Genomic DNA, 14,645 nt, shown 5'->3' on the forward strand with positions numbered 1-14,645 from the left:
ATACAATAATTCTAGTTTCAAGAGACGCTTCGGAGACTACGTCCGAAGCGTCTCTTTCAGAGCGCAACACTCTGAAGTCGCTGCAAGAGTTATCCTTCACAACTTGAAAGCAATATTGTTAGAGATTTTCACCGGAGCCCCAACGACGGAAAGATTTATATAGAAACATTCTCAGAAAAGGAGAAGAAGAGAAAGTAAAATACTGATAAAAATATGAGAAGAAAAATAAAAAGAAGAACAAATCCAAAAAGAGGTGTTTGTCATCGTCAGCTTTGAAGGTCTTGGAAAAAATGTCGCGTCACTGATTTCTGCGGAAGCCGCACGCTTAGGGGAATCAGAAGAAAAATTGCAAGCACTTCGCGGTGATTCTGAGCGAGTAGAACATTTGATTCACGGACTAGAAGAACAACTTCATTTTCTCGCACGCATGGAAGCATACATGAATGGAAAAACACTCAACATTATCGGAGAGTTGAATAGGATCCAGGGTCTTTTAACCGCAAAAGAAGTCAACCTTCAAACCGCGCACAAAAATTTCAAAATGCAAGACAGAACAACAAGCGACGCTGAAGCGCACAAAAAGATGGAAGCAGAAATGCGAAAGACTGGAGAAATGATTCGCAGACTTGACGCGATCATCACTGAGATTAAAGCTGTCGAGAAACGAATAGTTAACGACGCGCAACGCGACATGAGCACACTCCGCATGATAGCAACAGAAGCAGAACGAGGAGTATAGAGGTGACACAGATGCAAAGATTGTTTTTTTCAAAGAAAGGATTTATTGGATTATGGGCAGATGTTTTCAAAGGATTTATCACGGGATTAATCTTTGGAATTATTCTCATGATATTGCTTGTTTTAGAAGTGATTCCTTTCCCGATTAGCTTTTGTGGGTAGGGATTCGTTCGCTATTTTTTTTCTTCCTTCTTTGTTATTTTTTCTCTCTTGACATATGAGTTTATTCTAAAACAATACCTCATTGCTGCGGCAATGGGTCCCCCTGACAATTGTTTATGCGGGTGCGTGTATTTTTTTTAGTGGCTATTTTTTATTGAGGAGAATAGTTCATTGAGAAAAACAAAAGAGAATAAAAATGAATAAAAAATTAAAAAAGAAAAAATCAAAAAAAATTACAACGCATTTCGCAATTGTTCTGCTTTGTCCAGAGAAAGACCGATCATCGTATCAATGTCTTCAACAGTCAACGCAGCATCGCCGCCTTTCTGCAACGAACAAATTGTTCCATCCGCAGTTGTCGTCACTGTTAGTCTCGCATCAACACACGCCATCTCTTCCTGCAATGGGTCAACAATATAATATTTTCCCACTTTCAGAACAGTGAACGGAATTGGCGTTTTACTCAACGGCAATTTTTCTCCTGTCTTTTCCTTGTAATTCACTTCAATGCCATCATAGCTTGGGAACACTGTATCTTGCAACGCCGCAATAGCCGCAAGACCTGCCGCGTCGAGCAAATTTCCTGCATCATTAATGGTACAAATGTCCATGGAGACTCCCCAGACTTTTTCTCCTTTTTTCAAGCAGAGTTTTTTGACATCCAACGCTTTACTTTCGCGCAATCCTCTGTCCACAACACGAGCAAGCTCAATCGCTTCAATGCTTGGCGGACCAGACTCAAAGCGCGGACTTGACAATGGAAGCAATTCTGCGTTGACCATGATAATCCCTTCATCTGGCGTGTCTGGAAATGGTTTTTCCACAGAAAGTTTTACTCCCGCAACAACCTGCGTCTCTCCAATTTTTACTGACGCAGAACCTTCCGCTGTATTGGAAATGCCGTAGGTGACTTCAACAGTTCGAATTTCGTCTGCTTTTCTGCCATCTAAACGGATTCCTGCATCTAACATCTTTAAGAGATGATCGCGTACTGGGTTTTTCTTATTCATTGCCTTCACCACTCACACTGTATTTTTCTTTCAACGCTCTTTTTTGAATTTCAATGATTTCTTTGCACGCTTCTTGCCCAATCTTTAAGGCTTCAACAAGCATGTCTTTTGTGATCTCTCCATCCATCTGGAGCAAAGAGATTTCCTGTGTTGAAGGAATATACGCGATTGGAATATCCGCAACTCCTTGCTCACATTCATACGCTTCTTCCAAATAATCAAGATCAACGACAGTTGTGCCATCAACAGTTCCGACAGAAACCGCGGAAACAAGATCCTTCATTGGAATGCCCGCGTCCGCAAGCGCAATAGACGCAGCACAAATTCCCGCGCAACGACTTCCTGCGTCTGTCTGTGGCAATTCAATGAAAACGTCAACGACCGCGTTTGGAAAGTCTTTGAGATCCACCACTGGAAGCAATGCTTTCTCTGTGACCATGGAAATTTCTTTCGCTCGTCTGTTTTGTCCTGGCTTTACTCTATTGCCCATTCCTGAGAATGGCATCATGTTGTAATTGCATCGCAAGATACCTGTACTTGGATCCTGCAAAAATTTTGGATGCAATTCTCGTGGACCATACACTGCTGCGTACGCAATTGTATTTCCAATCTTGAAATATCCAGAACCATCCGCGTTCTTAATCACACCTGCTTTTGCGACAATCGGTCGAATTTCCTTCAGACCGCGTCCATCTAATCGTTTTGTATATGCCATTATTTCACCTTGTAATTTGTATTGTTTTTAATTTGTTCTCACTCATTTTTTTTATTGTTGTTGCTCTTCGTCCATTGGACCTTCTGCATCCATTTGTTGTTCTCCTTCAAATGGTTGCTGTTCCTGCTGCGGGAATTTTCCGCATGTTTTTTCGAGGAACTCTGTAATTCTGTCAGTCAATCCAGAAACGTGCGATTCTTCTTCGATCTTTTTAATTGTTTCAATCGCAATCACTTCTTGCGCTGGTTCTCCTGAAATCCAAATGACTCCATTCTGTCCAACGATGATTTTACATCCTGTCGCGTTTTTGATCAAGCTGACCATGGAACCCTGCTTGCCAATAATTCTTGGCACTTTATTGCAGTTCACATAGATTAATCGTCCTCCGTAGAGTTTTCTTAATCCTGGTCCTTTTGTACTCAAATCCACGAGTTTTTGCGACGTGACATTCACAATCTTCGCAACAACGATGTCTCCAAGATTAAAGAATTGCGTCAAGTCCGCTCCTCTCGCGATAAAGTCGCTTGTCGCGTCTTTCATCGAAAGCATCGCGCTATACGCGCAATTGATTTCCATGCGCCAGCCACTCATCATCACGTCAATAACTTTTCCAATAATAACGTCATTGCGCTTTGGCGCGTATCTGCCACTTAATGAAATTATTTTTACTGCTCTTCCATCTACTGTCAACAAGCCAAGTCGGCCCGCAAGAATCATATCATCTTTCCTATACGCGCCTTGCGCAGGAAGATAATCCATTCCTTCTGCGATCTGTTCTCCTGGAACAACAACCGCTCGTTCTTCTACTAACAATTTTCCCATTGTGTATTCATCTCCGTATATTCCTTCTTTTTTTGAGTGTTATTCACAAAACAATTTATTTTCAAAATAATATTATCCCCAAAACAACTTATTTTCAAAAAACAACAACACAGGCGGCTGACGGCCATTTTGTTTCACAAAATGTCCTACGCGACACCCCGAGGGGCCATCCCCCGTCGCGTCAGCGCCATTGTTGTTTTTTGACGTTGTGTTGTTTTATGCTTATTTTGACTTTGCTTTCCTCTACGCTTTCTCGATCTTCAGTGTTTCCGCTTCCACTGATCCATGCGTCATGCTGTTGAGCTGGTCAAAAAGCTCTGTCTGCATGCCTGCTGGAATTTCTATTGTTGCTTTCCAACTGCCATCATTCATCCACTCTTCTTTTAGGATGTGCGACATTCCTTTGATCACGCTGTATGTTTTTCCCGCATACTGCCCTGGAATTCTCACAGACATTTCTTTTCTCTCGAACTTAATTGGCAAGATTGGCTGCAATTTTTTGACAATCTCATGAATCTGCTCCATCACTGGCTTGTGCTCGTCGATGTGAATTTTTGCTTCTGCAAACGCAAGCTCAATTCGCTGCGGCGGATGTGGCAAATGTGTTTTTGGATCAACACCATTTCTGTGCACATACGCAAGAATTTGTTTTCTCTTATCATCAATCTCATGCTGCTTATGCTCCGCAGTAACCTGTACTTCTCCTTTCTTGAGAATGATTTTCGCGATTTCCGCTGTGTCTTCTGTCCCGAAAATTTCCATCATGCGATGCTGCGACGCGACAATGCCTCGCTTTGCTTCTGTAAATATTTTCTGCGACGCAAGAACATCATTCATATCAACATTTTTTCCACTTTTGAACGCAAGCGCGCTATCGCAATCAACAAGGATTTCATATCTGTCTCCATGTGTTTTCAACCGCGCAATTACCGCTTTATCAACGTCAACCATTTTTTCACCTTCTTATTTCTTTTTTCCGTCTTTGAGTTCGCCAAACGCCTGACTTATTTTTTGTTTTGGCACTCGCGTAAACTGTTTTTTTGGACTTTTTATCATGACACAATCCACTCGATCAATACTGAAATTTTCTTTCAATACTGCCTGAAGTGTTTTTATCGCAAGTTTTAATCCTTGATCCACAGTCATATCGTCTTTGTATTCTTTGTGAAGAATTTCTTCTCCTTCCTGCTCTCCTTCGCCAATGACTGTTGCCTTGTATTCAAAGAAAATTCCTGTCGGATCTGTTTCATACAAATGCGCACCATCAATGTCAATTCCTCCAATGAGAAGAGAAACACCAAACGGTCTTAGACCGCCACTTTGCGTGCAGATTTGCTTGAGATCACAAACGTCTTTCACAATACTTTGTGTGTCAATAGGACTGTCAAATGTAACTTTGTGCTGCTGCGCTTTGAGCTGTGAACGTTCAATGAGGACACGCGCATCAGAAATAATTCCTGCCGCTGTCGCGCCAATATGCTCGTCAATCTGGAATATTTTCTGAACACTGTCCGCGACAACTAATGGATCGACGATACGCTTGTCCGTGACGAACAAGACGCCATCTGTGCAGATCATTCCAATTGCTGTTGAACCCTGCTTGACTGTTTTTTTCGCGTATTCAACTTGAAGGAGTCGTCCATCTGGGCTAAACATCGTGATTGCCCTATCGTATCCCATCATCTGATGATTCATTTGCTGTTGTTGTTGCATTTTGGCACCTCAATTTTTTTCTTTATTTTATGCTTTCTCGTTTAATTATTTGAATTATTTTGCCTTTATATTTTCATAAAGGATGAATTGTGTATGTGGTCTTTGCTTGTGCGTGTTTTGTGTTTATGCTTAGCGATTCTTTTTTATTTTTTTTCTTTACGCAATGTAGTCATTCGCTTTGTTCAGCATTCCTGACGCGCCAATACTTTTGACGATTACTTTTTGACTATCAATGTTTTTTATAAATATCAACGCCGCGCGAACTTTGTTCAACGATGTGTGGCTCACTCGCAAAATTCCTTTATTGCCATTATTCTTGACAAACAAAAGACCTGCGTCACTTATTCCATTAACACCGACATATTCCTTCATCGCGTCAAAGACCGCTTTCTTTATCATTGCCCATTGAAGCTCTTTTTCTGACAAGACTTCAAATGCAAGATACCGTTTGCGTTCTCGCAATGTTGGCAACAATGGTTTTATTCGTGCCATCACTTGTTTTGCCGTTTGGATACTCCAAGGCAACCTCATAATACAACATTCATTTGTTGAGAAAGAACATCTGTTCTTATTCGTTTTTCTCTCTCGCAATAGAAAAGATGCTAGAGAGATATATAAAGGTTTTGGTTGGAAATTTGGGGTTGAGAAATGATTGAAATGAGGAAGAAAGAAAGAAAAAATTAAAAAATTATTCTCCCCAAATATAGGTGGTGTCTAAGTATCCTTCGAAGTCGTAGTTGCTGGTGCATGACGGATCACTGTGACCAAGATAAAGGTCTTTTGTCGTGGTTACTAATGAACCACTTGTTGTTATGGAAGTACCTACCTCTGCACCATCAACAAATAGATAAAGCGTATTGTCTCTATAGACGGCAACGACCTCCTGCCATGTATCTGCTGTTACTGTACCACCTTTCACATATTTCATTGTTCCACCAACATTGATGTTAATCTTATACTTCCCTCCAGATGCACTCACAGAATATTGCGGAGAATAACAGGTACTTGTTGGTAATGTTACAATACTATGCTCTCCAGTTGTATCAGAAGTTGATGGCTTCACGAGTGTTTTAATGACAAACCAACTACCAACATCTGTTGGAAGTGTTGCTGCATCAAAGTAGACATAGTCTTTGCTTGATGTATCTGTCAAATCAATTATATAATTCTCACCATCAGAAGTATATGCTACATTTCCTACTGCATACGCTCCTGAACTCGTACTTCCATAATAATTTGTATATCCATCACTATCTGAATCTTTGGCAACCCAATCATGACTGTCAATGTCAAAATTAAGAATTTCATAACTGCTTAGCTCATTTGTAGTTGGATCGAATCCTATAGTTATCTCAACATAATTACTTAGTCCATCTTCATCATCGTCATCTGCATTTGCAAGACAAATTCCTGTATCTACATAACAGGACTCGCCTGTCCCACAATCGCTATCTGAAGAACAGCTAGATATACATGCACCTGCATCGCAGGTCATGCCGTAATACGCACAATCAGCATCATCATAGTCCACTGCATCTCCAATACAATAATACTCCCTCACGAAATAATCAGAGATACAATATTCTGTATAATATGTTGTTCCTGAAGATTTATCAATTGTTTGTCCATATGTGTAGTAATCTTTTTCACCATCAGTATTACTACAAAGAGGGTAATCAGTACTATCTGTTGGATCAGTACCAGCTTCTACTTCTACATCATCAGAAATCATGTCTCCATCAGTATCTGCATCTGTTGGATCTGTTCCTGCAGTATATTCTTCTACATTCGTGAGACCATCACTATCGTCATCATCTCCACTATCATCTGTTGTGTAATCTAAACCAAAATATCGTTCCCAAGCATCCGGCATTCCATCACTATCATCGTCTCTTGGTGAAGGAATACTCGTTGCATCCATAGGATCTGAACCTGCAGTTCCTTCTAAAACATCTGAATACCCATCTCCATCATCATCGAGATCTTCACTATCAACTGTATAATCACCATCTGTATCTGTTTCACAAACACTTGCTGATGAACATGCTTCTCCACTTGCACAATCTGCATATGTACTACATCCACCACTCAACGCAGCAAGCGCATCAGTCACTTGTTCGCTTACCAAAAGTAAGAGATCTTCCGCAACGGATAATTCAGTCTCCGCATCAGTTACTAACGCATCAAGAGCAGTTGTATCTTCTCCCGCAGCTGCCGCATCTACAACATCTGCTGTCACATCATCAAGGACACTACTAATATCTGCCAATGTTGTTCTTATATCACTCAACTCTGCGCGGATTCTGACAAGCGCTCTGCCATCAGCATCTGCTTCCGCAGCTCTTCCTTCCATTTTGAGATCTTGTAAATCATCAATAGTATCTTCAAGATCGGAGGAAAGTGAAATCAATATTCGCGCGAGGGATTCTTCATCAAATTCTTCTACTGCGCCACAATAATCCACATCATATTCTGACGCTCTGCTCACATAATATCCTGTGCCATACGCCGCGAGACCGCATTCATACGCTTCTGTATCGTCGCAAACAATGTCTCCGTCTCCAACACAGTCTGTTGCGAGTCCAGTAGATGTCGAAGGAATTGAACAAGTCTGCGCTGTTAAGAAAAATATTGCTAAAATAGATAGAATTGTTATTGTTATTTTATTACTCATGAAAAAACCACCTCAATGCTGGTTTTTCTGCACAGAGAAGTATATAAAGATTGCGAAAAGAAATTACCTCACTCTGCCGCTTTCGCAAGATGCGTGGAAGTCAGCGCAGCAGCAGGTGATAAAAGATCCGCGACATTCACTTTTACTCCATCATGCCCGCTATCTGCATAATAAGTGCTTCCATCTTCCGCAATATAGAACATCATAAACGCATTTACTTTTTGACTGCTCGTTATATCTGGTATCGCAACAGTAATTGTCGAAACATCTGTTGTTATTGTGAGTGTATCTGCACTAGAAAATCCATTCCACGCGACATTTCCAGCACCAAAAAGCAACGGACTTTCCGCAGTAGGATTATTGTTATTCCTATCGCTAAAACCAGTGCCTGGTATGTAAAAGCCCATACTTGAGAAACAACCACTCACCACTTTTTCATAATTCCAAAACTGCGGTCTTGTGGTGAGTGTTGTCGTGTATGATACAGTTGTCACATCTTTAACTTCATAGGGATCTGGATTAGGGAAACTCGTTGCATCTAATGAATCTGTTCCTTCTGCAGCTTCTTCCGCATCTGTATATCCATCATCGTCGTCGTCATCATCGCAGCCATTCGGCGTTCCATCGCCATCTGTATCTGTTGCGTCATCATACCCTGCGCAAACATCATCATCATCAATAACGCCATCTCCATCACTATCTGCTTCACATGCATCTGGAACAGTATCACTATCCGCATCTTCTGCATCATCAGAACCTTCACAAAGATCACAGCCATCTGGAACTAAATCAGAGTCGCTGTCTGCATTATCATCATATCCGCTACACACATCACAGCTGTCTGGAACAAGATCACTGTCTGCGTCGGAAGTATCATCTCCGCTACAGACATCGCAACTATCTGGAACAGTATCACTGTCCGCATCTACCATATCGTCATACCCTTCACAGACATCGCAACCATCCGGAATTGTGTCGCTATCTGCATCGTCAGCATCATTAGAACCTTCGCATACATCGCATCCATCAGGAATTAAATCAGTGTCGCTATCTGTGTTGTCGTCATATCCTTCACAGAGATCATCTTCGTCTGCAACACCATCACCATCGGTGTCTATTATTTTTTCCTCAACTTCTTCTATATCTTCTTCTAAACAATCAGCAACACCGCTTTCTCCTGCAACATCAACCGCATCATCCTCTCCCTCACAAAGATCACAGCCATCTGGAACTGTATCGCTGTCCGCGTCTTCCGCATCGTCATATCCTTCACAAACATCATCTTCATCGGCAACCCCATCGTCATCTTCGTCTGCAATTTCTTCTTCTGTTTCTTCTTCTGCGCCACAATCCGAAACATCGTACTCTGATGCGCGGCTGGTGTAAAATCCTGAAGCGGAAAGACCGCATTCATACGCTTTTGTGTCGTCACAAACAATATCTCCTTCATTTTCACATTCAGCTCCAAGAGCTGTCGTGGTACAAGTCTGCGCTGTTAAGAAAATGATTGCAAGAATGGAAAGTAAGAATATTATTGTTTTTTTCATAATGATTTTTTAGAGATTATACTATTTAAACATTGCGAAAAAGAAAAAATGAAAAAAGAATAAAAAATTATGGTGCAGCTTGCGCGAGATGATCCGCAGTTATTGCTTCTTCTGAAGTTAATATATCTGCTGGTGAATCAAGACCATCATGCTCTGCATCCGCATAATACGTGCTTCCATCATCTGCAATATAGAAGAGCATGTATGTGTCAACACGTGCAGAACTTGATAGTGTTGGAAGATACACATCGATAGTACTCACATCTGTTGTTATAGAAACTACATTCCCTGCAGTTCCTGCCCACAAAGTATTTGAACCAATTAACAGTGGCGTTGCTGAAGTTGGATTATTAGAGTTCATGTCCGTAAACGCTCCTGTTGATTCGGTAATAAAGCCCATTGCCTTAAACATCGTAGTCGCATCTCTGTATACAAACAATCTTGTGGAAGAGACTGTGTCTATTGATGCATCTGTTACATCTGTTGCTTCGTATGATGTATGCGACACTTCCGCTGTTGTTTCACAGTACATTTGATCTCCTGAAGCATCTTCTACAACGAGAACAACAGTATATGTACCGCCTGCACTATAACTATGCGTTGTGGTTATTTCTGAAACATCTGTAACGATAGATGTTGGTCCTTCTGTTGTTCCATCACCAAAGTCCCACTCATACGCAGTAATATCACCAGTACTTGCAGAGCCATCAAATGTAATGGTATCACCAACTGCACCAGCATATGTTCCTCCACAATCCGCTGCGAGTGTTGCTGCTGGTTCTTCTACTGTAATATCAATCGTACAGTCATCCGTGTTTCCTTCATCATCAGTAACAGTTAATATTACTGTATAGGATCCTGCATTAATATACCCATATGCAGTATCAGGAACAGTTGTTCCCATAGTACCATCACCAAAATCCCATGTATAGCTGACAATAGTCCCATCATCAGTACTTGAAGAACCATAAAAGTAAATGTTTTCCATTTCTTCAACTGTTGTCGCATCTGAACTGCACACTGCTTCCAGAGCTCCCGTTGTTGCACTTGTACAAACATTACTCACACAACTATATCCATCTTCACATTCAGTACCATCAGTACATTCTGTATAACACGCTGCTGCTGGTTCATCACAGAGATATGCTCCGCAATCTGAAGTACATCGTGTTGCTGGAACGCTTGCACTATCATCTGGATCTGAACCTGCTCGTAGTTCTATTCTATCTGTATATCCATCATCGTCATCGTCAGTATCACAACCATCAGGCGTGCCATCAGCATCATTATCTTCAGTATCGTTGTACCCTTCGCATACGTCATCGCTATCATACACACCATCACCATCTGTATCGGTGGTATCTACTGCACCGCAATATTCTGCATCGTTATCTGATGATCTGCTGACATAATATCCCGTGCCATACGCCGCAAGACCGCATTCATACGCTTCTGTATCATCGCAAACGATGTCTCCTTCTCCAACACAGTCTGCTGCTAATCCTGTAGATGTCCCAAAATTACAAGACTGCGCCGTCAAAAAAAATATTGCTAAAATAGATAGAATCGCTATTGTTATTTTATTACTCATGAAAAAACCACCTCAATGCTGTTTTTTGTAGGAAGGCGCATATATAAAGGCTACGGAATTTGCGTTTATTCATTTCGAATTAATTTTAGCCAGATTTATATATCTTTCTTATTTTATCGAAAGATATATAAATAACTGAGGTTATCCAATGAAAGATGAATAAAACAGAGCTTGTTTATAGAGAACTCCTGTATTGGAGTCTTGAAAAACAAACAAACGAGTTTACACAGGCAGCACTTGCAAAAAAACTTCATATTTCACTCAGTACTGTTAACAGCGCAGTTACGCTTCTCGAATCGATGGGCGCGCTTGAAATAAAGCAGAGGTCGTTCCATCTTCTTGACAGAAAAAAGATTCTTTATTACTGGGCAAGTATCCGAAATTTACAAAAAGACATCATTTATACTACTCGTGTCGAAAAATCAGTTATTGCAATAGAAAAGGCAATGCCTAATGACATCATATTTGGCGCATATACCGCATACAAATTTTTATACCACGATGTTCCTGCGGATTATTCTGAAGTATACGTTTATGGTGATGAATATCTGAAAAAACGCTTTCCTTTACAAAAAGGGGTTCCTAACTTGTTTGTCCTAAAAAAAGATCCTTTCATGGAATCCCATGGAAAAACGACAACAGTTGCACAGACGTTCGTTGATCTTTGGAATCTTAGAGACTGGTATGCAAAGGAATTTATAGTTGCAATGGAGAAACGACTTCATGGAATTTTGGAATAGTCTTCTTACAGAGAAAAGCTGGAAAATTCTTCAAGGAATGAAGAAAGAACCATACTCATTTATAGTCATTGGCGGGTGGGCTGCATATCTTTGGACCAAACAACATAAATCAAAAGACATAGACATTATCCTTCCAAACATTAAAGATCTTGATTTTCTCAAACAAAACTATGACCTTAAAAAAAATGATCATTTAAAAAAGTATGAAATTCAATTTGAGGAAATAGATTTGGACATTTATGTCCCTTATTATTCTCAGCTTACCCTTCCTGTCGAAGACATAAAAAGAGAGATAATAACCATTGAAGGAATACCTGTTGTTGCCGCTGAAATTCTCCTGATCCTTAAACAAGGAGCTGAAATTGACAGAAAAGACAGCATCAAAGGCCAAAAAGATAGGATTGATATTGTCACCCTTCTTTGTTTTGCTCCAATTGATTTTAAGAAATATATTTTTCTCTTAAAAAAATATAATCTTGAAGAATACCGAATCAGAGTCAAGCATATCCTTACTGGCTTTTCTGATATAAAATATCTCTCTCTTACCCATCAAGAGTTTGTAAAAATAAAAAAAGAACTGTTGAAGAAGCTATAGAGAATTTTGAAAAAATCACTTTCTGAGATACAGCATGTGATTTTTTCTCAAAATTCTCAATAGAACCGCTTTGAATTCGCACAAAAATTGAATTATTCAAAGCTCTCTATAATATTTTCCCCATTCAAATACTCAACACGGATCTTTATTCTGCTGCTTTTGCAAAAAATTGTTTAACCTTGCGAAAGAAAAACTTATTCTCCGTAAATATAGATGTTATCAATATATCCATGATATTGGTAATTATCACAAGCAGTATCATACCCAAGCACAAGAGAACCCGCTGTTGCAGAAGAACTTATTTCTCCTGAAACTGATTCCGACTCCTCTAATACTCCATCAATATACAACTGAACTTCATCTCCTGTATACACACCACGAACTTCCTGCCATGCACTTGTTACCTCTGAATCTGAACTGAGCGTATACTCTGTGCCTTCAATCATAATGCTAAACACATATTTTGAATCATAGGTCAAAATAGCATATAGTGGTTTTCCACAGGTGTCAGTTGTTTTTGTAAGCATATATGCATGTCTATCTCCAAAAGAGACCGCATTGATCTTTCCTTCAACCTGTACTATAAGCCAAGAACTTGGCTTCAAATAACTTGCATCTGTAAATATTACATCCCGCGGGTCAGAACTGCCAGAATAAAAGTCTAAATAATAGCCTGCGTCTTTCCCCGCATCATAACTATTCACGAGTTTTGTATTTTTTATCGCCCTAGAATCTCTTTCTCTGGAGCTTTCTTCTGTAATTGCTGTGATAGGGAAGATAGCATCTGCTGTTGCTGAAGAAGTATAATGCGTCATATCCTCTAATTTGAAAAGCTGAAGATCTTCAATTTCTTCATCTGTTTCTTTTACAGTGAGAATAAGATTACATACATCTGTATTTCCATTTGTGTCTGTTATTGTCAATGCTGGGAGGTATACTCCTTCAGAACGATACTCGTGCGTTTCTACTTCAACAGCACCCACTTCTAACATACTTGTGTCAGCAGTTCCATCATCCCAATCCCACTCATAAAAATCAATATCACCATTACTCGCAGAACCGTCAAATGTTGCATCAATTCCCACATAAACTTCTGCCGTAGTCACACCACAATCTACTTCAAGTCCTGCAACTGTTGGATCTGTCCCTGCTTCATACTCTTCCAAATTTGTTAAACCATCGCTGTCATAATCTCCTGAATCTGTTCCTGTATGATTTGGATTGAAACTATATGTTACTTCCCATCCATCCGGCAATCCATCGCCGTCTGTATCATCATCTAGAGGATCCGTACTATATGTTACTGCTTCATCATAATCAGAAAGCCCATCCCCATCGGTGTCTGTATTGGTTTCATCAGTTCCTAAATTTGCTTCTTGAGAATCTGTTAAACCATCACCATCTGTATCTGTTGTCGCAAACATCGGGAATGTCCTAAACTCTGTCACTCTCGGTATAGCAGACATCACTACTGGATAGTCAGCAGCATTTCTTGGATTTGTCTCATACACATTTATTTCATCATAATCGCTGTACGTATCTCCGTCGGTATCTCCTGTTGTTGGATCTGTTTCATACAAATATTCCTCGTAATTGGAGAGACCATCACCATCATAATCTTCGCTTGCGTCAGTCGCATCCAATGGATCAAAGCCAAACGCAATCTCAAAGAAATCAGGCATGCCATCTGCATCTCGATCTCTTGCTCCAGGAACATCTGTTGCGTTCAATGGATCAGAACCCGCACGGACTTCAAATCCGTCATCATATCCATCACCATCTGTATCTGCAAGGTTTGGATCTGTTCCTGCACCTACTTCCACACTATCAGAGAGATGATCATCGTCAGAATCTGCATCGTCTGGATCTGTGCCATATGTAATCTCTTCAAGATCTGTTAAACCATCACTGTCACCATCAGAACTTAATGAGCTTGAGCTATGTGTTGGCAAACCTGTCATGCTGCTTGGAGTATCTGTCGCATCCAACGCATCATAGTCTGCAACCACTTCTTCTCCATCTAATGCACCATCGCCATCTGTGTCTCTATCATAAGGATCGGTGCCATACGTATTTACTTCATCATAATCGGTTAGTCCATCTTCGTCAGTATCTGTTGTTGTGTCTGTTGCGCCGCAATATTCTATATCATACTCTGACGCTCTGCTGACGTAATAGCCATACCCTGAATATCCACACTCGTATGCTTCTGTGTCATCACACAAAATATCTCCGACGCTCGTACATTCCGCAGCTAACCCTGTTGTACACGTTTGCGCTGTTAAGAATATCACTGCTAAAACTGAAAGCATTGCAATAATTATTTTTTTGTTCATTG

Annotated in this window: 14 protein-coding genes; 4 read left to right on the forward strand and 10 right to left on the reverse strand. The window is 40.4% G+C overall.

Annotated features, from left to right (window positions below; genetic code table 11):
• The first annotated feature begins 253 nt into the window (after nt 1-253).
• Nucleotides 254-739, forward strand: a complete 486-nt coding sequence (locus HZC31_00410; GenBank protein MBI5001826.1) for a hypothetical protein — start codon at nt 254-256, stop codon at nt 737-739.
• A gap of 11 nt (nt 740-750) precedes the next feature.
• Complete coding sequence (locus tag HZC31_00415) at nt 751-900, forward strand: hypothetical protein (GenBank protein ID MBI5001827.1); 150 nt, start codon at nt 751-753, stop codon at nt 898-900.
• Nucleotides 901-1,133: 233 nt separating this feature from the next.
• On the opposite strand, the gene HZC31_00420 is transcribed toward HZC31_00415, so the two are convergent.
• The 9 genes from HZC31_00420 to HZC31_00460 all read right to left on the reverse strand — a co-directional run bounded on the left by HZC31_00420 (nt 1,134) and on the right by HZC31_00460 (nt 10,972).
• Nucleotides 1,134-1,910, reverse strand: a complete 777-nt coding sequence (locus HZC31_00420) for an exosome complex protein Rrp42 (protein MBI5001828.1) — start codon at nt 1,908-1,910, stop codon at nt 1,134-1,136.
• The gene (locus HZC31_00425; GenBank protein ID MBI5001829.1) at nt 1,903-2,625 is read right to left on the reverse strand and encodes an exosome complex exonuclease Rrp41; all 723 of its coding nucleotides are present in this window, start codon (nt 2,623-2,625) and stop codon (nt 1,903-1,905) included. Before HZC31_00425 ends, HZC31_00420 begins: the two co-directional genes overlap by 8 nt.
• Before the next feature lie 51 nt (nt 2,626-2,676).
• Nucleotides 2,677-3,447, reverse strand: a complete 771-nt coding sequence (locus HZC31_00430; GenBank protein ID MBI5001830.1) for an RNA-binding protein — start codon at nt 3,445-3,447, stop codon at nt 2,677-2,679.
• Nucleotides 3,448-3,690: 243 nt separating this feature from the next.
• On the reverse strand, nt 3,691-4,398 hold the full coding sequence (locus tag HZC31_00435; GenBank protein MBI5001831.1) for a ribosome assembly factor SBDS: 708 nt from the start codon (nt 4,396-4,398) through the stop codon (nt 3,691-3,693).
• A 12-nt stretch (nt 4,399-4,410) separates the two neighbouring features.
• Nucleotides 4,411-5,160 carry an archaeal proteasome endopeptidase complex subunit alpha gene (gene psmA / locus HZC31_00440; protein ID MBI5001832.1) on the reverse strand — a complete coding sequence of 250 codons (750 nt, stop codon included), beginning with the start codon at nt 5,158-5,160 and terminating at the stop codon, nt 4,411-4,413.
• Between the two features lie 156 nt (nt 5,161-5,316).
• Nucleotides 5,317-5,691: a ribonuclease P gene (locus HZC31_00445; GenBank protein ID MBI5001833.1), complete on the reverse strand. Its 375-nt coding sequence runs from the start codon at nt 5,689-5,691 to the stop codon at nt 5,317-5,319.
• A 157-nt stretch (nt 5,692-5,848) separates the two neighbouring features.
• Nucleotides 5,849-7,834 (reverse strand): LamG domain-containing protein, encoded by a 1,986-nt coding sequence (locus HZC31_00450; protein MBI5001834.1) that lies wholly within the window; start codon nt 7,832-7,834, stop codon nt 5,849-5,851.
• A gap of 68 nt (nt 7,835-7,902) precedes the next feature.
• Nucleotides 7,903-9,381 (reverse strand): hypothetical protein, encoded by a 1,479-nt coding sequence (locus tag HZC31_00455; protein MBI5001835.1) that lies wholly within the window; start codon nt 9,379-9,381, stop codon nt 7,903-7,905.
• Between the two features lie 67 nt (nt 9,382-9,448).
• The gene (locus HZC31_00460; GenBank protein ID MBI5001836.1) at nt 9,449-10,972 is read right to left on the reverse strand and encodes a PKD domain-containing protein; all 1,524 of its coding nucleotides are present in this window, start codon (nt 10,970-10,972) and stop codon (nt 9,449-9,451) included.
• A 155-nt stretch (nt 10,973-11,127) separates the two neighbouring features.
• Here HZC31_00460 and HZC31_00465 point away from each other — a divergent pair, with 155 nt between their 5' ends.
• Nucleotides 11,128-11,712: an HTH domain-containing protein gene (locus tag HZC31_00465; protein ID MBI5001837.1), complete on the forward strand. Its 585-nt coding sequence runs from the start codon at nt 11,128-11,130 to the stop codon at nt 11,710-11,712.
• Nucleotides 11,696-12,307 (forward strand): hypothetical protein, encoded by a 612-nt coding sequence (locus tag HZC31_00470; GenBank protein ID MBI5001838.1) that lies wholly within the window; start codon nt 11,696-11,698, stop codon nt 12,305-12,307. Before HZC31_00465 ends, HZC31_00470 begins: the two co-directional genes overlap by 17 nt.
• Nucleotides 12,308-12,501: 194 nt before the next feature.
• Here the strand turns inward: HZC31_00470 and HZC31_00475 are convergent, their stop codons facing one another.
• On the reverse strand, nt 12,502-14,643 hold the full coding sequence (locus HZC31_00475; protein ID MBI5001839.1) for a hypothetical protein: 2,142 nt from the start codon (nt 14,641-14,643) through the stop codon (nt 12,502-12,504).
• Nucleotides 14,644-14,645: the final 2 nt, after the last annotated feature.

Source organism: Candidatus Woesearchaeota archaeon, from assembly GCA_016214075.1.
GTDB lineage: Archaea > Nanobdellota > Nanobdellia > Woesearchaeales > DSVV01 > JACRPI01.